Source organism: Mesorhizobium sp. M0514 (assembly GCF_040321145.1).
GTDB lineage: Bacteria > Pseudomonadota > Alphaproteobacteria > Rhizobiales > Rhizobiaceae > Mesorhizobium.
Map to the genome: position 1 here is coordinate 53,489 of NZ_JAMYQZ010000011.1, position 19,541 is coordinate 73,029.

Consider the following 19,541-nt stretch of genomic DNA (forward strand, 5'->3'; position numbering starts at 1 on the left):
GCCAGCCCACTGCTCTGCGCTGCTTTGGGCGCTTGTCTCGCGAAGCGGTTTGCACTAGCGAAGACCGATACCCAAATTCGCGAAAATCGCAGTTTTCGCGAGCCAAAAGCGCAGGCCACCATGACCCTTATCGATACCCGCACGCCCGATGCCAAACGTTTTATTCCCGGCGCTACCGGCGATTGGGAGATCATCATCGGCCTCGAGGTCCATGCGCAGGTAACCTCGGAAGCAAAGCTGTTTTCCGGGGCGTCGACGACTTTCGGCGCGGCGCCCAACGCCAATGTCAGCCTGGTCGACGCGGCCATGCCCGGCATGCTGCCGGTCATCAATGAGGAATGCGTCAAGCAGGCGATCCGCACCGGCCTCGGATTGAAGGCGCAGATCAACCACAAGTCGGTTTTCGACCGGAAAAACTATTTCTATCCCGACCTGCCGCAGGGCTACCAGATATCGCAGTTCAAGCAGCCGATCGTTGGCGAAGGCACGATCGTCATTTCGGTCGGTCCCGACCGGCAGGGCGAGTTCGAGGATATCGAGATCGGCATCGAGCGCCTGCACCTGGAGCAGGACGCCGGCAAGTCGATGCACGATCAGCATCCCACCATGTCCTATGTCGATCTCAACCGCTCCGGCGTGGCGCTGATGGAGATTGTCTCCAAGCCCGACATGCGCTCCGCCGACGAGGCCAAGGCGTATGTCACCAAGCTGCGCACCATCGTGCGCTATCTCGGCACTTGCGACGGCAACATGGACGAAGGTTCGATGCGCGCCGACGTCAACGTCTCCGTTCGCAAGCCCGGCGGCGAATTCGGTACGCGCTGTGAGATCAAGAACGTCAACTCGATCCGCTTCATCGGCCAGGCCATCGAGTTCGAGGCGCGCCGCCAGATCGCCATCCTCGAGGATGGCGGCAAGATCGACCAGGAAACCAGGCTGTTCGACGCCGTCAAAGGCGAGACGCGCTCGATGCGCAGCAAGGAAGAGGCGCATGACTACCGCTACTTCCCCGATCCCGACCTTTTGCCGCTGGAGTTCGACCAGGCCTATGTCGACGCGCTGGCCAAGGAGTTGCCGGAACTGCCCGACGACAAGAAGGCGCGCCTGATCTCCTCACTTGGCCTGTCGACATACGACGCCTCGATCCTGGTGTCGGAAAAGCCGATCGCCGACTATTTCGAGCAGGTGGCCTCGGGCCGCGACGGCAAGCTTGCCGCCAACTGGGTCATCAATGACCTGCTCGGCCAGCTTAACAAGGCCGGCAAGGGCATTGAAAATGCTCCTGTAACACCGGAGCAGCTCGGTGCCGTGATCGACCTGATCAAGGAAGGCACCATCTCCGGCAAGATCGCCAAGGATCTGTTCGAGATCGTCTGGAACGAGGGCGGCGATCCGCGCCAGTTGGTCGAAAGCCGCGGCATGAAGCAGGTCACCGACACCGGCGCCATCGAGAAAGCGGTCGACGAGGTGATCGCCGCCAACCCCGACAAGGTCGAGCAGGCTCGCGCCAAGCCGACCATGGCCGGCTGGTTCGTCGGCCAGGTGATGAAAGCCACCGGCGGCAAGGCCAACCCGCAGGCGGTCAACGATCTGGTCAAGGCCAAGCTCGGTATCGAATAGAACAATGTTCGTCCGCACCGCCAGCGAACGTGACCTTGCCGCTGTCCGCGCGCTGCTGGTCGAAACCTGGCACGCAACCTACGACGCGATCTATGGCGCCCAGCGGGTGATCGAAATTACCGACGACTGGCATTCGATCGCCTCGCTCAAGGCGCGGCTGACAAGGCCGAACTCGGAATTCCTGGTCGCCGATGACGGCAAGCGTATCGGCGGCATGGCTTTTGCCGCCGCAACGACGGATGCGAAGATCGTGCTGCTGAACCAGCTCTATGTACTGCCGGCCTGCCAGCGGCAAGGCATCGGCCAGGCCTTGCTGGACGAGGTCGAAGCCAGCTTTCCCGAGGCGAACAGGTTGCGCGTCGAGGTGGAAGAGGCCAACGTGCCGGCCATCGCCTTCTACCGTTCGAAGGGATTTTTGCCGGTCGGCAGCACCGCCGATTGCGGCGGCGGTTCGGGGTTGCCGGCGCTGATCTTCGAGAAACCGCTGGGATAGGCGCCCGACGAAACGCTCAGTGCTGTCCTTTCAGCACGACCAGATAGCCGCGTTCCACCGGCTGCCGGAAGGCGATCTGTTCGGATGTGCCCGGATCTTTCGATTGCTTTTCGATGACGTAGCCGCCGGGGTGAGACTTGAGCCATTCCTCAGGCTTGTCGGCGTTCTCGAATGGCTTCTCTATTCGCCCAAGGAAACCGACCTCGCCCTGATAGTCGTAAGCGACGGCCCAGTCGGCGTCCTTTCGTTCGTCGATGAAGCTCGCCAGCGGCGTGAGATCGTAGCGTTTGAACACGGTCGCCGAGGCGGCGGCGTGGCCGATGGCGAAAAGGGCAAGCATGACAAAGGCCGTCGCCCTCAGCCTGGCGACTGAAATCTCGGCCATGAAGTAGCCCAGCAGAATGGTCGCGAACGGTAGTGCCGGCACGACATAGTGCGGCTGCTTGCCGGATATGGCACTGAAGACCAGCAGCACCGCAATGAACGAGAACGACAGCAGGCGCAGGGCACGCAGATCCGGGGATTTCGTGTCGATCAGGCTGCGTATCCGGGCAGCCGGCTTTAGCCGCCACACCGGGGGGATAAAGGCCCAGGGCACGAACATGAGCGGCAACAGCATCAGGTAAAAGTAAAACGGCCGGCCATGCGAATTGTGCAGGCTTCCGGTAACCCGACCTGCCGACTGGTTCCACACGAGATCGTAGACGAAACTGCCCTTGGTCAGGATGGTCGCGGGCGCCAGCCATATGGCGACCGGGACAAGGGCGGCGAGAATTGCCAGGCCGGCTCCGGCAAAGAACTGCAAAGGGGCAAGGCCGGCTCGCCGGTCACGCCAGAGGGGATAGAGCAGGACGGGCGCGCCGATGTGAATGAGCACCACCGGGCCTTTGGCCAGCACGCCGAGCCCGATGAAGAGACCCGCCAGCACCGCCTGCCAGCGGTTGCCGGTCCTGGCGAAGCCCAGCAGCGCCAGCAGTGCGGCGACCACACAGGCCGTCAAAAGCATGTCGAACAGGATCAGGGTCGAATAGATGACAAAGACGGTGCTGCCGGCCACCAGCCAGGGGATGCGGCTGGCGATGTCCTGGCGCTCGGGAAACAGGGTTTTGGCCAGAAGCGTCGTCAGCCAGATGACCAGCGACGAGGCGGCGAAGATGACGAGCATCGCCGCCGCGCGGCTCACACCGAAGATGTTCCAAGAGAGATCGATGAGCCAGAACAACAGCGGCGGCTTCTGCAGATAGGGCGCAAAGTTCATCGTCGGTACGAAGACATGTCCACCGAGATACATCTCCCAGGCGACGCTGAGATAGCGCGTCTCATCGACCGGCAGTAGCGGACGAAAAGCGAGCGCGATGCAAAGCAGGGCCAGCAGGAAGAGGTAAGGCAGCAGCCGTTCAATTCGTGTCGGTATCAAGTTCGGGGACCGCCCAGGAAATGGTTTCCACGTCCGGTCGTGCATGATGCACCGTCTCCGGACCGGAGCAGAACCGCACCATGATTTTGGCCGAATTGCAACGATGCCGGCTTGGTATTGTGGATTACGCCTGCGTACCGGCAAATAGTTGAAAAATTTGACGATTGGCTCCGAGTATGGCTTCAGGCCGAGCGCAGCGGCGGCGTCAATTCGCGCATCAGGAGTTCCAGCTCTCGCTGGTCGCCGGTGGCGGTCTTGTCGAAGATGGTTGCCAGCTGTGATTTGACGGTGCCGTCCGAGACGCCGCTGGCAGCCGCGATTTCACGCCGTGTCAGCCCGGCGGCGACATGGCCGGCGACACGCTTTTCCGCTGCGGTCAGTCCGAACAGCGCAGCGATCGCTTCCAGCGCCGGCACTGATGCGGCGCCGGCGGCGGCAATGAAGATGGCCGCGGCGGCGCGCGGCGACATGCGGGCCGAAATGTCGCGTCGCGCCAGAGGCATGACATGCGCCACCGCCGGAGACATGGCCTTCACCAGCGGAATGTTGATGCCGGACGGTCCGAGCGCGAATTCGTCGCGCGTGCCGAGCTGGACGGCGCGGCCGATGGCGGTGTTGGCGTTGGCATAAGCGAAGGACAGCTGGCCGCGCACCGAGGACACTGAGGCGGTTTCGGTGAGCAGGGCTTCGGCTGCCCGATTGGCGAAAATGATCTGCATATCGTCGGCGACGATCAGCACCGGATGGTCGAGGCTCTCGAGGATGGAGCGAAAGACGTCGGCCTTGCGCCGCTCGGCCTCGAACAGGTCGCCGATGGTCACCGCACGCCGGACATGGGGGGCGAGCCTGGACATCAGGTCGATATCCCTGGCTGAAATCTGGGGCCTGTCCTTGTCGGTAACCACCATCAGCGTGCCGGTGCGCGCCGGCTGCTTCATCAGCGCCACCCAGAAGAAATCGTCGAGACGGTTGGGTTCCACCCACTCGCGCACGATGCGGCTTTCGAGCCAGTTCTGGCGGGCGTCAGGGCCTTGCAGGGCGTAGACGCTGTCGACGGTCAACGGTATGTCGACTTCCATCTTCGGCACCGCCTTGAAAAAGGGCACCTCGCAGGCGTAATCGCGCTGCAGCGGTTCAAGCAGGACCGGATCGCCGCAGGAAGTCGAAAACCGGGCCGAGTTGCTCGCCGTATCGACGACCGCCAGCATGGCAAGCCGGCCGAACGCCAATTTGCAGATTGATTCAAGCGTCGATGGCCAACGGCCGACATCGACAATCGAATCATAGATCGCTTCGACGATCTGCGGCAGGGCGCGACCGAATATGTTGGCCTGGATAGACACGTAGAGCCTCGTAAGTATTGCAGCGTAGTGGCAGGTCACACACTGTCTCCGCCTGGGGTCGCACACAACATAGCCGGGCTGGTTACGTCTGTGAAACGTCTCACAGCGGCGTTCGGTGTATTGTGAGCGCTTACGGGCTGGCCAGAACATGCCTGATGAGCCGTTGTCTAAGAGCGCTCGGGCCGGTCTGCGATACAAATCAAAGTGAACGGAATTGGAATTTCTCAGGGAATAAATGAGGAAACTTCCACATTGTCGATCAACCTGGTTCTGCCAAGCCACGCCGCGGCAAGCAGGCGGCCATCGCCGTCACGCCGCCACGAGGTGAGCGTCAGGCCCTCGCGCGCGGCGACATAGTCGACGCTGTCGAAGCCTGCCTCGAGAAGCGCGGCAGTGGCTTTACCGGTAACGCCGTTTTCATCGGCACCGGCCGCGAGCGCTGCCGCCGTCTGGCGCAAGATGACATTGAGCTGTCGCGCGACGTCGAGTTCGGCGGCGTCGAGATAGGCGTTGCGCGACGACATTGCCAGGCCGTGCGCATCGCGCACGGTTGGCGCGCCGACGATGTCCACCGGAAGGTCAAGATCGCGGCAGAGCTTTCGGACGACGCAAAGCTGCTGGTAGTCTTTTTCGCCGAAGATGGCGTAGTCGGGCAGGGCTTGCAGAAAGAGCTTGGCCACGACCGTGGCGACGCCCTCGAAGAAGGTCGGCCTGAAATCCGATTCCAGGCCAGAAGACGGGCCGCCGACCGAAATCTTCGTCGCAAAGCCTGCCGGATACATCTCGGAAACCGTAGGCGTGAAGGCAAGCTGTGCGCCGGCCTCGGTCAGCCGGTCGAGATCGCGGGCCAGCTGACGCGGATACTTGTCGAGATCTTCAGTGGGGGCGAACTGGGCCGGGTTGACGAAGATCGAGACGACGCAGCGATCGGCCGTTGCGAGCGCGGCCCCGACCAGCGAGATATGGCCGTCATGCAAAGCGCCCATGGTCGGCACCATGGCGACGCTCAGGCCTTCGCGCCGCCATTCGCGGATCTGCGCGCGAAGGCCGGGCACGGTGTCGACGACGAGCGGCTGGCGGATGGGGGGCCGGTTCATGCCTTGTCCTTGTCGCTCGCGGCTGAAAAGACGTGGCCCGGCCCGGGGAAGGTGCGGCTGCGCACCTCCGCTGCGTAGCGCGCTGCGGCATCGGCGACCACGCTGCGCAAATCGGCGTATTCCTTGACGAATTTCGGCACCCGGTCGACCGTCAGGCCGACCATGTCGTCGATGACCAGGATCTGGCCGTCGCAATCGCGGCTGGCGCCGATGCCGATGGTTGGAATGGCAATGCGCCGGGTGAGGTCGGCGGCAACAGTCTCGACCGTGCCCTCGATAACCAGCGAAAACGCGCCGGCCTTTGCGACCGCGTCGGCGTCGCGCATGAGCGCGGCCACATTCTCCGGCGTGCGGCCCTTGATCTTGTAGCCACCGTCCTTTTCCACCGATTGCGGCTGCAAGCCGATATGGCCCATCACTGGAATGCCGGCCGCGACGATTGCCGCGATCTGGAGGGCGACGTCGACGCCGCCTTCCAGCTTCACCGCCTGGCAGCCGGTTTCCTCAGAGATGCGGCGCGCCGAGGCAAGGGCTTGCGCGGCCGAAGTCTCGTAGCTGCCGGCCGGCATATCGACCACCACGCAGGCCTTTGATGAACCGCGCATCACGGCCTGGCCATGGGCGATCATCATCTCCAGCGAGGCGCCGAGCGTGGTCTTGTGGCCATGCAGCACCATGGCAACGCTGTCGCCGACCAGGAGAAGGTCGACATGATCGTCGAGCAGGCGGGCGACGGGATAGGTGTAAGCGGTAAGGCATACGATCGGCACGCCGCCCTTGCGGGCGCGTATTGTCTCCGCACTGATCCTGGCGACAGCTAAGGCCATTCCTCACCTCCCGCAGCCGGCGTTGACTACAGCGCCGCGCCCCGTGGACGCGCAAAGGACGCTGTAGCACTTGGGTTTGCGCATGATCCTTTCCGAAAATCGATTTCGATTTTCGGGGTCATGCGGCAGCGCCGGGCGATGAGAGCTTTAGGAAGACGCAGCCGGCTTGGCAAGCGTCGGTTCGCAGGTGCGAAATGGATCGGCCAATCACCGAGCGTTTCGGCATGCCGTCAGTGCCGCAGGCGCCGCAAAACCCTTGCCTTCGCCAAGGCCTGACGCCATAAGCAGGGACAGCCACCGCCGCGCGCCCGCGAGGATCTGAATGAAAACTTTCCTTCTGCAGTTTTTCACCTGGTGGAACCGCCAGACGCTGGGAACCCGTTTTCACACCTGGCGCCACGGCAACAAGGTCGGCCAGGATGGGGCCGGCAACGTCTACTACGAAGGCGGCGTCGATTCGGAAGGCCGCACCCGCCGCTGGGTCATCTACGCCAATTATTCGGAGGCGTCGGCGATCCCCCCGGGCTGGCACGGCTGGATGCATCACCGCGTCGATGTGGCGCCGCCAAGCGACGACTATCGGCCGCGCGAATGGGAAAAGGCGCATGAGCCGAACCTCACGGGAACACCGGCGGCTTATCGCCCAAAGGGTTCCGTGCTCACCAATCAGCACCGTCCGCAGGTGACGGGCGACTACGATGCGTGGACGCCTGGTTCTTGACCGCCGGCCGGTCCTTTGTCGCCACAATTGGCGTTTAGCTGCTTGCTGATATGACAACGGCGAATAGCCTTGGGCGTGACAGAATCACCCGGGCCCAAACCACCGGTATCTCCGCATGAACATTTTCAGCCTGACATCGATGGCCGGACTGGCGGCAATTGGCGCTGTCGCCATGTTCCCGACAGCGTTTGCCGCGGCGCAGGCGCCTGCGGCAGCACCCGCAATCTCCGATCGCATCACCAATCCGGTCGCCGAATTTGCCGGCATCGACAAGATCACCGGCCGTATCATCACCTTCGATGTCTACATCGACGAAACCGTGCAGTTCGGCGCTTTGCAGGTGACGCCGCGCATCTGCTATTCGCGGCCGGAGAATGAAGAGCCGAAGACCGATTCCTTCGTCGAAGTCGACGAAATCACGCTCGACCGCAAGATCCGCCGCATCTTCACCGGCTGGATGTTCGCCGAGAGCCCCGGCCTAAACGCCGTCGAGCACGCCGTCTATGACGTCTGGCTAAAGGGCTGCAAGCAGAAGTCGGATGTGCCGCCGCCCGACGCGGCCAATGCCGAGACGCCCAAGGTCGACACGTCCAAGCCAAAGCCCGCCGCTGCTCCGGCCGCCGAACAGCCGGACCCCACGGAGCCTGACGCGACCAACACCAACTGATCCTCCGGAACCGTCATGGCCACCATGCGTTGGGCCATGGACGACCGCGCATTTGCGTGCTTGGAGGATATTCTGATGTCGGACAGCAAACGGATCACGGCCAGCAAAGACGACCTGCTCGAACTCGAAAAGGGGTTCTGGACGGGCGACGAAGCTTACTACGCCGCCAATGTCGACACAGAATGCCTGGTGGCATTTCCTGAGATGGCACAGGCAATGGACAATGCCGATCTGGCCAAGACCGCGACCAAGCCCAACCGCTGGCGCGACCTTCAGATCGACCTCAAGGGTATCATCGAGCCCGGCAGCGACATTATCATGCTGACCTATGAGGCTCATGCGACACGAGAAAACGGCGAGCCCTACGCCGCGCTGGTCAGCACTGGCTATGTCCACCGTGTCAACGGCTGGAAGATGATGTTCCATTCGCAGACGCCGATGGAAACCGCGAAGGGCTGACCCCTTTCACCGGTCGAGCCGGCTCGGCCGCTCGGTCTCCGATCAGGGATAAAAAACGGCTTCGCCCTTCAGCGCGTCGGCCAACATCTTCTCGTATTTGACGCGCGGCACGTCGACCGCGCCGAAGCGTTTGAGATGCTCAGTGGTGAATTGCGTGTCGAGCAGGGCAAAGCCGCGCGCCTTCAGCCGCTCGACCAGATGATACAGGCAGGTCTTGGACGCGTCGGTTTCCCGGGCGAACATGCTTTCGCCGAAGAACACGCGACCGAGCGAGACGCCATAGAGGCCGCCGACCAGCCGTTCCTCGCGCCATGCCTCGACCGAATGGCAGTGCCCCAGACGGTGCAGTTCGATATAGGCTTCGCGGATCGGCGCGTTGATCCAGGTCGAGCGGCGCTCCTCGCGCTTTTCGGCGCAGCCGTCGATCGTCGCCTCGAAATCGAAATCGAAGCGGATGTCGAACGGGTGCTTGCGAATTGTCTTCCGCAAGCTCTTCGGCGTGTGGAAGCCATCGAGCGGTATGATGCCGCGCGTCTCCGGCCGCACCCAGAACACTTCCGGGTCGGAAGCGCTCTCGGCCATCGGGAAGACGCCCGAGGCATAGGCCTTGAGCAACAGGTCGGTCGGAATGCGATAGCCGGGAGCGTAAGGACGGGTCATCGCGGCATCATAGCGGCAAGTCGGGCGCTATTCCTCTTTGGCCAGATACTTTTCCAGCCAGTGGATGTCGTAGTCGCCATTGGCGATATCGGCATTGCCGACCAGGTCGCGAAACAGCGGCAGCGTCGTCTTGATGCCGTCGACGACGAACTCGTCGAGCGCCCGGCGCAGCCGCATCATGCATTCGACGCGGTTGCGGCCGTGCACGATCAGCTTGCCGATCAGGCTGTCATAATAGGGCGGGATCTTGTAGCCGGAATAGACACCGGAATCGACGCGGATGCCGAGACCGCCAGGCGTATGGAAATGCGTAATCGTGCCGGGCGAAGGCGTGAAGGTGCGCGGGTCCTCGGCATTAATGCGGCATTCTATGGCGTGGCCGTTGAACTTGATGTCCTCCTGGCGCACCGAAAGCCCGCCGCCGGAGGCGACGCGGATCTGTTCGTGGACGAGATCGATGCCGGTGATCGCCTCCGTTACCGGATGCTCGACCTGCAGCCGCGTGTTCATCTCGATGAAGTAGAACTCGCCATTCTCGTACAGGAATTCGATGGTGCCTGCGCCGGAGTAGCCGAGGTCGGCGATGGCCTTGGCACAGATATTGCCGATGCGGGCGCGCTCCTCGGCGTTGAGGGCCGGCGAGGGCGCCTCTTCCCAGACTTTCTGGTGGCGGCGTTGCAGCGAACAGTCGCGCTCGCCGAAATGCACGCCGCGGCCGGCGCCGTCGCCGAATACCTGCACCTCGATGTGGCGCGGCTTTTCCAGGTATTTCTCGATGTAGACGGCATCGTCGCCGAAGGCCGCGCCGGCCTCCGTGCTGGCTGTCTGCAAGGCGATCTCGAGATCGGCTTCGGTAAGGGCGACCTTCATACCGCGCCCGCCACCGCCTGCCGAAGCCTTGATGATCACGGGATAGCCGATCTCGGCGGCAATGCGCCTGGCTTCCTTCTGGTCGGTGACGGCGCCGTCGGAGCCCGGCACAACCGGAATGCCGAGCCGCTTTGCCGTGCGCTTGGCCTCGATCTTGTCGCCCATGATGCGGATATGGTCGCCCGACGGACCGATGAAGGTGATGTTGTGGGCGGCGAGAATGTCGGCGAACTTGGCGTTTTCCGACAGGAAGCCATAGCCCGGATGCACGGCATCGGCGCCTGTGATCTCGCAGGCTGCGACGATCTGGTGGATGTTGAGATAGCTGTCGCGCGACGGCGGCGGACCGATGCACACGCTTTCGTCGGCGAGCCTGACATGCATGGCGTCAGCGTCGGCGGTCGAATGCACGACCACGGTCTGGATGCCGAGTTCCTTGCAGGCGCGCAGCACCCGAAGCGCGATTTCGCCGCGGTTGGCGATGAGGATCTTCTGGAACATCCGGCCCGCTCTATTCGATCACGACGAGTGGCATGCCGTACTCGACCGGCTGGCCGTCCTCGAACAGGATCGCCGTCACCGTGCCGGCGCGCGGCGAAGGGATCTGGTTCATCGTCTTCATCGCTTCGATGATCAGCAGCGTCTGGCCTTCCTTGACCTTCTGGCCGACTTCGATGAAGGCCTTGGCGTCGGGCGAGGGCGCGAGATAAGCGGTGCCGACCATCGGCGAGGGGACCGCGTTCTTGGACGGGTCGGCCACTGCTGGTGCGGCAGCCGCGCCCGCCGCGGGCTGCTGCGCTGCCGGAGCATAACCGGCCTGCGGGGCGGCGATGGCGTGGACGGCCGGCGCCTGGCGCGACACGCGCACCTTCAGGTCGCCGAGCTCGACTTCGATCTCGGTGAGATTGGTGTCGTTCAGTATGCCCGCGAGATCGCGGATCAGTTGCTGGTCAACACCGGTCTTCTTTATCGACATTTTCGAGCCTTCTGTTTGTGGGCCGGTCATAGGCGTGCCGCCAGCGCCTGCAGCGCCAGCGAGTAGCCAAGCGGCCCGAACCCGCAGATCATGCCGACAGCGACCGGCGCGACCATGGAGACGTGGCGGAATGGTTCCCGCGCGTGGATGTTGGAGAGGTGAACTTCGGCGACGGGCAGCGGCGCGACAGCGCGGATGGCGTCGTGAATGGCAATCGAGGTGTGGCTGTAGGCACCCGGATTGATGACGATGCCGGCTGCCTTGTCGCCGGCTTCCTGGATCCAGTCGACGAGGTCGCCCTCATGGTTCGACTGGCGAAAATCAATCTCGAGGCCAAGCGCGGCGCCCGCCTGCTTGCAGTCGTCGGCGATCGCGGCAAGCGTCTTGCCGCCATAGATGCCCGGCTCGCGCTTGCCGAGCGCGTTCAGGTTGGGGCCGTTCAGGACGAAAATCGTTTTCAAAAATGCCGACCTTTTCCGACGCCGGCCTCAAGCCGGCGCGCAGGGCCTTCTATAATGGGCATAGCCGCCCGCGGAAAGAGCACAAGTGCGATCTTTCACTGTCCACAACAGGCGGAAATGTGCCCGTGAGAAATAGGCTCGCGTGCAAGATCAGAGCGCGGCTTTCGCCGCCTCGATCTTTTCAGCCAGCACTTCCTGGCCGAGCGCCCCGAACACCACCTCATTGCCGACCACGTAGGAAGGCGTTCCGGTGATGGCCAGCTTGTTGGCGAGGTCGAAGGTCTTGGAGAAAGCCTCGGTGATGGTCGGATCCTTCATCTTCTCGCGCAATTTCGCCTCATCGGCGCCTAGCGACAGCGCAACCTTGATGGCCGCCGCCTCGGTGGCGCGGCCCTGGCCGCCGAGCAGGGCGTTGTGGAACTCGCCGTATTTCTCCGGATGCATCAGGTGGAAAGCCATCGAGACGATGCTGGCCTTTTGCGAATCCGGCCCGAGGATCGGGAATTCCTTGAGCACGAAGCGCAGCTCCGGATCGGCCTTTGTCAGAGCCTGCATGTCGTCGATGGCGCGTTTGCAGAAGCCGCAATTGTAGTCGTAGAATTCGACGATGGTGACCTTGCCCTCCGGATTGCCGACGACGCCGTCGAAGGTCGAGTTGAAAATCTCGGACTTGGCCTTCTCGATGACGCCGAGGCTGGCGATGCGCTGCTCTTCCTTCTGCTTGGCCTCGAGCGCCTCCTGCACTTCGAGCAGCACTTCGGGGTTCTTCAGGAGATAGTCGCGGATAATGCCCTCGACCTCGGTGCGATCGATCTTGGTGTCGGCCGAGGCGGTCTGCACGGCCTGGGCCGTGCCGGCCTTGGCCACCTGCGGACTGCCGGCGACGAACCCGAAAGCCAGCATGGCAAGAGCAGCCGCCACTCCCGTCGTGCCGAGCAATATTGCCTTGTTCATCGTCTGATCCTCTTTACCGGTTCCGGTCTATCCTAGTCGCCGCGGGCGACCGGAAGGTTCATTTCTTGAGTTTGCCTGAAGGGTTGTAGTTTATGATGTCCTGCGCCCGAATCCAGCCGGGTTCGCCACGCTTCAAGTCCTTTTGCGCGCGCATGGCGAAAATTTTCGCATTCGTGTAATCGCCGGAATAAAAGTGGCCCTCGGCGGTGGCGAGTTCCGCCGCCGGAATGTTGCCAAGCTCGCCATAGGCCTGGGCGAGATAGCGGTATCCGACCGTGTTTTCCTTGTCACGCCCGAGGCCGTTGTTGATCTGCACCACCGCCTTCTTCAGCGAATCGGGCGTGCCGATGGCCATCAGCGCCTGGCCGAGAGAAACGGGCAACAGGCCCGACCTCACCGGATCGAGGCTGACCGCCTTGGCATAGGCGTCCGCGGCGTCCTTGGGCTTGTTGGCCTTCATCAGTATGTCGCCGCGCATTTCCTGGAAGTAGGGGTTCTTCGGCTGTTCCTTGATCAGTGCATTGGCCTTGGTCAGCGCCGCACCCAGATTGCCGTAGAGATAGGCCATCTGCGCTTCGCCATAGCGCGAGGCGAGGCTGCCCGGGGCCTTGCGGATCAGCCGCGTGGCCGCGGCTTGGCCGCCCATATAGGCGGCGATCTTGATGCGCATCATGTCGTGCCGCTGCTGCAGTGCCGGGGGATCGACCTTGTCGACGTTAGGGCTCTGCTTGACCAGCACTTCGAGATTGGCGATGCGCTCCTGCGGCATCGGGTGGCTGATGCGGTAGGGATCGACCTGCGTGCCGGAAAGCGACAGCGCGCTCTGGAAGCGGGCGAAGGTCTTCAGCATGCCCATGCCGGACTGGCCGGTGGCATTGAGATAGGTGATGGCAGAGCGGTCGGCGGTCGACTCTTCGGTGCGCTGGTAGGCAAGAATGCTGCGCTGCGCCATCTCGCCGCCGCCCGCGGCGACACCCATGCCGGCGCCGGCAAGGCCGCGGCTGTTGGTGGTGGCGCCGGCAACGATGGCGCCGGCGCCAAGCAGCGTGGCGATGATGGCCATGGTCTTGGCGCGCTCGAGCTGGTCGCGCAATTTCTGCTGATGGCCGCCTGCGATGTGGCCGGCCTCATGGGCGATGACGCCGATGATCTCGTTGGGCGTTTCTGCCTGCATCAGCGCGCCGGTGTTGATGAACAGCCGGCGCCCGGTGACGAAGGCGTTGAAGCTCTGATCGTTGACCAGAACGATATCGACACCGTCATTGGCAAGACCGGCCGCCTTGAAGATCGGCCGCGCATAGTCGCGCACCAGCGCCTCGATCTCGGCATCGCGCACGACCGGCACCGCCTGCGCGAAGGCCGTCACCGAGCCGGTGACAGCGACGGCGGCGGCAAGCAAAAGCGTCGCGAAGCCGCGCGCTGTCTTCCCGATGGAAGATTTGGACATCGTCGATTTGGGTCGGCTCAGCATGAGGTCCACTGGTAAACGAGCGGGCGAACGATGAAAAGTCACGGCACCGAAACTAGGCGAACTTGTGATCCTCACATCAATCGGGCATTTGTGCGGCGCTGCCGCCGGTTCATGGCTTCGAGCGGCGGGCCGGACGGAGGTCAAATGGTAGTTTCGCTGTCGCGCCGCGGTGAAGTCGAGCCGTTTCACGCCATGGACATTCTGGCCGAAGCCAACCGGCTGAAGGCGACGGGCGTGCCTGTCGTCTCCATGGCCGTCGGCCAGCCATCCGATCCGGCGCCCGTGGGCGCGAGGGAAGCAGCCGCAAATGCGCTGAGGATCGGACGCATCGGCTATACCGACACGCTCGGTCTGGCGGATCTGCGCAAGGCGATCGCCGCGCATTATGGCGACCACTACGGGATCGATGTCTCGCCGAACCGGATCGCCGTGACCACGGGATCGTCGGCCGCCTTCAATCTGGCCTTCCTGGCGATGTTCGATCCCGGCGACCGCGTCGCCATCGCATCACCCGGCTATCCGGCCTACCGCAACATCATGGCCGCGCTCGGCATCGAGATCGTCGAGATCGAGCTCGGCACGGACGCCTACCTGCACGCCGAGCATTTGAAATCGGCGCACCAGGAAAAACCGCTGAAGGGCGTGTTGTTCGCCAGCCCGGCCAATCCGACAGGTGCGGTCATTCCCGTCGACGAGTTGTCCGCACTGGTGAGGACAGCCGAAGAACTCGGCATCGCGGTGATATCGGACGAAATCTATCATCGGCTGGCCTATGCCGCGCCCGACACCACTGCGCTGGCCCATGGCTCAGGCGTGACGGTGATCAATTCCTTCTCGAAATATTATTGCATGACCGGCTGGCGCATTGGCTGGATGGTGCTGCCGGAAGCTCTGGTGAGGCCGATCGAGCGCATCGCCCAGAGCCTCTACATCTCGCCGCCGGAACTGTCGCAGATCGCGGCGATCGAAGCCTTCAAGGCGACGCAAGAGCTGGAAGCGGTAAAGGCGCGCTACGCCTGGAACCGCGAGCTGTTGATGCGGCGCCTGCCGGAACTCGGATTTCCCTTGGCGGCGCCGATGGACGGCGCCTTCTACGCTTTCTGCGATGTTACCCGGCATACCAATGACAGCATGGCCTTTGCGCGCAAGATGCTGGCCGAGGCGCATGTGGCGGCTACGCCCGGCCGCGATTTCGATCCACTTCAGGGCCACCGCACGATGCGCTTTTCCTATGCCGGCAGCCATGACGACATGGTCGAGGCGATGGCGCGCATCGAGCGCTGGCTGAAATAGCGGGGACGAGCATGCCGGATCTTGAACAAGCGCTGGCCGATGTCGCCGCCGAGATGGCCGAGCGCACCGATCGCGGTGACGTCGCCACCTACATTCCGCAGCTCGGCAAGGTCGATCCGAAGAAATTCGGCATTGCCGCCGTGACCAATGACGGCCGCGTGCTGGTCGCCGGCGACGCCGACCAGGCGTTTTCGATCCAGTCCATCTCCAAGGTGTTTACGCTTACGTTGGCGCTCGGCAATGTCGGCGACGCGCTGTGGCAGCGTGTCGGACGCGAGCCGTCGGGCAATCCGTTCAACTCGATCGTGCAACTCGAGCATGAGAACGGCATTCCGCGCAATCCGTTCATCAATGCCGGCGCCATCGTCGTGTCCGACATACTGCTTGCCGGCCACCAGCCGCGCGAGGCGATCGGCGAAATCCTGCGCTTCATCCAGTTCCTTGCCGATGACGAAACCATCATCATCGACCGCGAGGTCGCGGCTTCCGAACGCGCCACCGGCTATCGCAACTTCGCGCTTGCCAACTACATGAAATCCTTCGGCAATCTCAACCATGCACCGGAGCTGGCGCTGGGCGTGTACTTCCACCATTGCGCCATCGCCATGAGCTGCCGGCAATTGGCGCTGGCCGGCCGCTTCCTCGCCAATGGCGGCAGAAACCCGGCAACCGGGCACTCCGTGGTGTCTGCCGAGCGGGCGCGGCGCATCGGCGCCATGATGCTGACCTGCGGCCACTATGACGGTTCCGGCGATTTCGCCTTCCGTGTCGGCATTCCCGGCAAAAGCGGCGTCGGCGGTGGCATATTGGGGATCGTGCCGGGTGTGGCTTCACTCGCCGTATGGTCGCCGGGCTTGAACGCCAACGGCAATTCCAAGTTGGGGTCGATCGCCTTGGAAAAACTGGCCAGGATGATGAACTGGTCGATTTTCGCCCCCTGACGCCTTCCATCATTCGCGCATGAAAAAATCCCGCGCCGTGGTTTGAATGGCGCGGGATTTTTGTCAGGAACCTATCTTAATCGGCTGAATAGCTTAGAAAAAGCCCTTCCGCTGCCACCAGCCGGCGCGCTTCGGCTTTTCCTCGGCCTTTGCCTCGTCGGCAACGCTGGAGGAAACCACCGGCACCGCGGAGGTATCCGCGGCCACGGCTTTGCGCCGTGACGGGCGAGCCTTGGCGGGCTCGTCGTCGACGGTCGTTTCCGTGGCGGCATCGGCCGCAGCGGGGGCGGCAGCTTCGACGGCAGCTTCCGGTGCAGCCTCGGCCGCCGTCTCATCGGCGACTTCCACCACAGCCTTCTTTGCCCTTGAAGCGCGCTTCTTCTTCGGCTTTTCGGCTGGAGCGTCGTCGTTCGCCGCGGCGGGAGCCGCCGCTTCTTCAACCGCTACGGCTGCTACGGGCTCGCTTGCGGCCGTTCCGACTTCAGCTGCCTCGGCCACCGAGGCGGTTTCGCCGGCTTCGGTCTCCGTGCCGTCTTCGCGACGATTGCGCTTGCCGCCGCGCTTGCCGCGACGGCGCTTCTTGCCCTGGGCGTCATCTGATGCTTCCACCATTTCGACGGCGCCAACCTGGGCTTCGTCTTGCTGTGTTGCATCGTCATCGCCTGGTTCAGCGGCAAAGTCGTCGCTTGCCGCCGAAACCGAAGCACCTTCGGCGCCATGCTCGCGATCGCCATGTTCGCGTTCGCGATCCTTGCCGCCGCGCCGCCTGCGGCGCTTGCGACGCTTGCGATCGCGGCCTTCGCCGTCCTCAGCCGATCTCGGCTGCTGCTGCGATTGCGGCTGCGCCTGGCGCGGCTGCTCGGCCTGTACCACAACCTCGTCGTCTTCCTCCTCGATGACGATCTCGTCCTCGGGCTCTTCCGGCTCGACATAGGCCGGGAAGGTTCGCGCTTCGACAAAGCCTTCCGGCTTTTCGGCAATGGCGCCGCGGAAGATCGCGTAGTGCTGCACACCGACCGTATCATCGGCCTCGACGGTGATGGTCAGGCCAAAGCGGCTTTCGAGTTCCACCAGCGTGCCGCGCTTGTGGTTGAGCACATAGAGAGCGGTCGCCGCCGGAGTCCGCACCGTGATGTGGCTGCGCGAATCCTTGAGCAGGAATTCCTCGATCGCCCGCACCACCATCAGCGCCACCGACGAATCGGAGCGCACATGGCCAGTGCCGCCGCAATGAGGGCACGGCTTCATGGTTGATTCCAGCACGCTGGCGCGGATGCGCTGGCGCGACATCTCCATCAGGCCGAAATGCGAGATGCGGCCGACTTGGATGCGGGCTCGGTCGTTCTTGAGGTGATCCTTCAGCCGCTTCTCGACGGAGCGGTTGTTGCGGTTCTCCTCCATGTCGATGAAGTCGATGACGATCAGGCCGGCGAGATCGCGCAGCCTTAATTGCCTGGCGACTTCTTCCGCCGCTTCAAGGTTGGTGTGGAGAGCGGTGTCCTCGATCGAGTGCTCCTTGGTGGAGCGGCCCGAATTGACGTCGATGGCGACCAGCGCCTCGGTCTGGTTGATGATGATGTAGCCGCCGCTCTTCAGCGTCACCTGCGGCTGCAGCATGCGGTCGAGCTGCGCCTCGATCCCGTTGCGCACGAAGATCGGCGTCGTGTCGCGGAACGGCTGAACGACCTTGGCGTGGCTCGGCATCAGCATGCGCATGAAATCCTTGGCCTCGCGGTAGCCTTCCTCGCCGGAGACAAGAATCTCGTCAATATCCTTGTTGTAGAGGTCGCGCACCGAGCGCTTGATCAGGCTGCCTTCCTCATAGACGAGGGCAGGGGCGGTGGATTGCAGCGTCAGATTGCGGACGTTTTCCCAAAGCCGCATCAGATATTCGTAGTCGCGCTTGATTTCCGCCTTGGTGCGGCTTTCGCCGGCGGTGCGCAGGATGACGCCCATGCCCTGCGGCACTTCGAGATCGGCAACGACCTCCTTGAGGCGCTTGCGGTCGACCGCACTGGTGATCTTGCGCGAAATGCCGCCGCCGCGTGCGGTGTTGGGCATCAGCACGGAATAGCGGCCGGCAAGCGACAGATAGGTGGTGAGTGCAGCGCCCTTGTTGCCGCGCTCTTCCTTGACCACCTGCACCAGCAGGATCTGCCGGCGCTTGATGACTTCCTGAATCTTGTACTGGCGGCGCACCGGCTTGCGGCGGCTGCGCACCTCTTCCAGCGCATCCTCGGCGCCTACGGATTCGATCTCGTGGTCGTCCGGATGCGAGGACTGCACCTCTTCCAGCATGCCGCGGTCATTGTCCCCGGAGGTGGCTTCGCCGCTTGCCTCGCTGGACGACCTTTCGTCACCCGGCTCCGCCGCAGGGACAGCTTCGGAGATCACATCCGCTTCGACGCTTGCCGCAATCGATGTCGGGCCGCCTTCCGACGGTTCGCTCCCGGATGTCTCGGCGTCGGAGGCTTCGCTGTCGCCATGCCCGCCATGATCGTCATGCCCGGCGGTATTGGCCGCGGCATGCTCGGAAGCAGGCGCTTCGGAGACGGCATCGCTGCCGGCATCGCCATGTTCGCCGTTCTCATCATCGGCGCCGGCGTCGCGCTTGTGTTCGCCGCGCTCACGACCCTTGCCGCCGCGCCGGCGGCCGCGCCGGCCGCGATCGCGACTCTGGCGGTCGTCGCCGTCATTGTCCTCGTTCTCCTCTTCCTCCGCTTCCTGCGCTTCAGCGCGCAGCAAAGCCTGACGATCGGCGACCGGGATCTGGTAATAGTCGGGGTGAATTTCACTGAAGGCGAGGAAACCGTGACGGTTGCCGCCATATTCGACAAAGGCTGCCTGAAGGGAAGGTTCGACACGCGTTACGCGGGCGAGATAGATGTTTCCTTTGAGCTGCTTCTTGTCCTGAGATTCAAAGTCGAATTCTTCAATACGGTTACCGCGGATAACGACAACGCGTGTTTCCTCCGGGTGGGAGGCGTCTATCAGCATTTTGTTGGGCATTATTTCGTTTCCTCCCGGCAGCCGTCAGCCGCAGCTTGCGAGGCAAAGCCCGCTGCTGCGTGTCTGGGATGTGGGTGCCGGATGTCTGAATGTCCGCCGGACGCCGCTTGAGCGCCATGGCGGTGCCGCCCGCAGCCACAATGGCGCGGTTTGATGCGGACCTTTCCATGATTGCGCTTGAAGCCATCGTCACCAGCAGAACCTTTTGAACCAAAGCCCGGACGAACCGGACCAGCTTGTTTGCTCATACAGAGCCGGCACG

At 63.2% G+C, this 19,541-nt stretch carries 18 protein-coding genes; 7 read left to right on the top strand and 11 right to left on the bottom strand.

Annotation, left to right across the window (positions count from 1 at the left end):
- Positions 1–120 precede the first annotated feature (120 nt).
- Both gatB and NKI61_RS07400 read left to right on the top strand, forming a co-directional pair.
- Complete coding sequence (gene gatB, locus NKI61_RS07395; RefSeq protein ID WP_023688375.1) at positions 121–1,620, top strand: Asp-tRNA(Asn)/Glu-tRNA(Gln) amidotransferase subunit GatB; 1,500 nt, start codon at positions 121–123, stop codon at positions 1,618–1,620.
- Between the two features lie 4 nt (positions 1,621–1,624).
- The gene (locus NKI61_RS07400; protein ID WP_023710580.1) at positions 1,625–2,113 is read left to right on the top strand and encodes a GNAT family N-acetyltransferase; all 489 of its coding nucleotides are present in this window, start codon (positions 1,625–1,627) and stop codon (positions 2,111–2,113) included.
- 16 nt (positions 2,114–2,129) lie between these two features.
- Here the strand turns inward: NKI61_RS07400 and NKI61_RS07405 are convergent, their stop codons facing one another.
- The 4 genes from NKI61_RS07405 to panB all read right to left on the bottom strand — a co-directional run bounded on the left by NKI61_RS07405 (position 2,130) and on the right by panB (position 6,797).
- A complete protein-coding gene (locus tag NKI61_RS07405) occupies positions 2,130–3,530 on the bottom strand; it encodes an ArnT family glycosyltransferase (protein WP_352839093.1) in 1,401 nt (466 codons plus the stop codon).
- 182 nt (positions 3,531–3,712) lie between these two features.
- The gene (locus NKI61_RS07410; RefSeq protein ID WP_023715794.1) at positions 3,713–4,873 is read right to left on the bottom strand and encodes a helix-turn-helix transcriptional regulator; all 1,161 of its coding nucleotides are present in this window, start codon (positions 4,871–4,873) and stop codon (positions 3,713–3,715) included.
- 224 nt (positions 4,874–5,097) lie between these two features.
- Positions 5,098–5,955: a pantoate--beta-alanine ligase gene (gene panC / locus NKI61_RS07415; RefSeq protein ID WP_352839104.1), complete on the bottom strand. Its 858-nt coding sequence runs from the start codon at positions 5,953–5,955 to the stop codon at positions 5,098–5,100.
- An 11-nt stretch (positions 5,956–5,966) separates the two neighbouring features.
- Positions 5,967–6,797, bottom strand: a complete 831-nt coding sequence (panB, locus tag NKI61_RS07420; protein ID WP_023715792.1) for a 3-methyl-2-oxobutanoate hydroxymethyltransferase — start codon at positions 6,795–6,797, stop codon at positions 5,967–5,969.
- Positions 6,798–7,119: 322 nt separating this feature from the next.
- On the opposite strand from panB, the gene NKI61_RS07425 reads away from it, so the two are divergent.
- The 3 genes from NKI61_RS07425 (at position 7,120) to NKI61_RS07435 (ending at position 8,644) form a co-directional block, all read left to right on the top strand.
- A complete protein-coding gene (locus tag NKI61_RS07425) occupies positions 7,120–7,518 on the top strand; it encodes an NADH:ubiquinone oxidoreductase subunit NDUFA12 (RefSeq protein WP_023667491.1) in 399 nt (132 codons plus the stop codon).
- Between the two features lie 115 nt (positions 7,519–7,633).
- Positions 7,634–8,185 carry a DUF2155 domain-containing protein gene (locus tag NKI61_RS07430; RefSeq protein WP_023681499.1) on the top strand — a complete coding sequence of 184 codons (552 nt, stop codon included), beginning with the start codon at positions 7,634–7,636 and terminating at the stop codon, positions 8,183–8,185.
- Positions 8,186–8,260: 75 nt separating this feature from the next.
- Positions 8,261–8,644, top strand: a complete 384-nt coding sequence (locus NKI61_RS07435; RefSeq protein ID WP_023667489.1) for a hypothetical protein — start codon at positions 8,261–8,263, stop codon at positions 8,642–8,644.
- 42 nt (positions 8,645–8,686) lie between these two features.
- Here the strand turns inward: NKI61_RS07435 and aat are convergent, their stop codons facing one another.
- The 6 genes from aat to NKI61_RS07465 all read right to left on the bottom strand — a co-directional run bounded on the left by aat (position 8,687) and on the right by NKI61_RS07465 (position 14,036).
- The gene (aat, locus tag NKI61_RS07440; protein ID WP_023681498.1) at positions 8,687–9,304 is read right to left on the bottom strand and encodes a leucyl/phenylalanyl-tRNA--protein transferase; all 618 of its coding nucleotides are present in this window, start codon (positions 9,302–9,304) and stop codon (positions 8,687–8,689) included.
- 27 nt (positions 9,305–9,331) lie between these two features.
- Positions 9,332–10,675, bottom strand: coding sequence for an acetyl-CoA carboxylase biotin carboxylase subunit (gene accC / locus NKI61_RS07445; RefSeq protein ID WP_023681497.1), 1,344 nt, complete (start codon positions 10,673–10,675; stop codon positions 9,332–9,334).
- A 10-nt stretch (positions 10,676–10,685) separates the two neighbouring features.
- Entirely contained in the window at positions 10,686–11,150 is a 465-nt protein-coding gene (accB, locus tag NKI61_RS07450) for an acetyl-CoA carboxylase biotin carboxyl carrier protein (RefSeq protein WP_023681496.1), read from the bottom strand.
- A gap of 26 nt (positions 11,151–11,176) precedes the next feature.
- A complete protein-coding gene (gene aroQ, locus NKI61_RS07455; RefSeq protein WP_023667485.1) occupies positions 11,177–11,611 on the bottom strand; it encodes a type II 3-dehydroquinate dehydratase in 435 nt (144 codons plus the stop codon).
- A 150-nt stretch (positions 11,612–11,761) separates the two neighbouring features.
- Complete coding sequence (locus NKI61_RS07460; RefSeq protein ID WP_023735368.1) at positions 11,762–12,565, bottom strand: DsbA family protein; 804 nt, start codon at positions 12,563–12,565, stop codon at positions 11,762–11,764.
- Positions 12,566–12,623: 58 nt separating this feature from the next.
- On the bottom strand, positions 12,624–14,036 hold the full coding sequence (locus NKI61_RS07465) for a M48 family metalloprotease (RefSeq protein ID WP_023691221.1): 1,413 nt from the start codon (positions 14,034–14,036) through the stop codon (positions 12,624–12,626).
- Positions 14,037–14,180: 144 nt separating this feature from the next.
- Between NKI61_RS07465 and NKI61_RS07470 the strand changes: the two genes are divergently transcribed.
- Positions 14,181–15,329: a pyridoxal phosphate-dependent aminotransferase gene (locus NKI61_RS07470; RefSeq protein WP_023805263.1), complete on the top strand. Its 1,149-nt coding sequence runs from the start codon at positions 14,181–14,183 to the stop codon at positions 15,327–15,329.
- Between the two features lie 11 nt (positions 15,330–15,340).
- Entirely contained in the window at positions 15,341–16,270 is a 930-nt protein-coding gene (locus NKI61_RS07475; RefSeq protein WP_023667481.1) for a glutaminase, read from the top strand.
- Positions 16,271–16,363: 93 nt separating this feature from the next.
- Here the strand turns inward: NKI61_RS07475 and NKI61_RS07480 are convergent, their stop codons facing one another.
- Positions 16,364–19,279, bottom strand: coding sequence for an Rne/Rng family ribonuclease (locus NKI61_RS07480; RefSeq protein WP_352839094.1), 2,916 nt, complete (start codon positions 19,277–19,279; stop codon positions 16,364–16,366).
- Positions 19,280–19,541 lie beyond the last annotated feature (262 nt).

Excerpts from the sequence above, each read along its gene's own strand:
- NKI61_RS07480 (WP_352839094.1), bottom strand. The coding sequence starts at position 19,279 with ATGCCCAACAAAATGCTGATAGACGCCTCCCACCCGGAGGAAACACGC.
- NKI61_RS07470 (WP_023805263.1), top strand. The coding sequence starts at position 14,181 with ATGGTAGTTTCGCTGTCGCGCCGCGGTGAAGTCGAGCCGTTTCACGCC.
- gatB (WP_023688375.1), top strand. The coding sequence starts at position 121 with ATGACCCTTATCGATACCCGCACGCCCGATGCCAAACGTTTTATTCCC.
- NKI61_RS07400 (WP_023710580.1), top strand. The coding sequence starts at position 1,625 with ATGTTCGTCCGCACCGCCAGCGAACGTGACCTTGCCGCTGTCCGCGCG.
- accC (WP_023681497.1), bottom strand. The coding sequence starts at position 10,675 with ATGTTCCAGAAGATCCTCATCGCCAACCGCGGCGAAATCGCGCTTCGG.
- NKI61_RS07425 (WP_023667491.1), top strand. The coding sequence starts at position 7,120 with ATGAAAACTTTCCTTCTGCAGTTTTTCACCTGGTGGAACCGCCAGACG.
- aat (WP_023681498.1), bottom strand. The coding sequence starts at position 9,304 with ATGACCCGTCCTTACGCTCCCGGCTATCGCATTCCGACCGACCTGTTG.
- accB (WP_023681496.1), bottom strand. The coding sequence starts at position 11,150 with ATGTCGATAAAGAAGACCGGTGTTGACCAGCAACTGATCCGCGATCTC.
- NKI61_RS07435 (WP_023667489.1), top strand. The coding sequence starts at position 8,261 with ATGTCGGACAGCAAACGGATCACGGCCAGCAAAGACGACCTGCTCGAA.
- panB (WP_023715792.1), bottom strand. The coding sequence starts at position 6,797 with ATGGCCTTAGCTGTCGCCAGGATCAGTGCGGAGACAATACGCGCCCGC.
- NKI61_RS07460 (WP_023735368.1), bottom strand. The coding sequence starts at position 12,565 with ATGAACAAGGCAATATTGCTCGGCACGACGGGAGTGGCGGCTGCTCTT.
- NKI61_RS07430 (WP_023681499.1), top strand. The coding sequence starts at position 7,634 with ATGAACATTTTCAGCCTGACATCGATGGCCGGACTGGCGGCAATTGGC.
- NKI61_RS07475 (WP_023667481.1), top strand. The coding sequence starts at position 15,341 with ATGCCGGATCTTGAACAAGCGCTGGCCGATGTCGCCGCCGAGATGGCC.
- NKI61_RS07465 (WP_023691221.1), bottom strand. The coding sequence starts at position 14,036 with ATGCTGAGCCGACCCAAATCGACGATGTCCAAATCTTCCATCGGGAAG.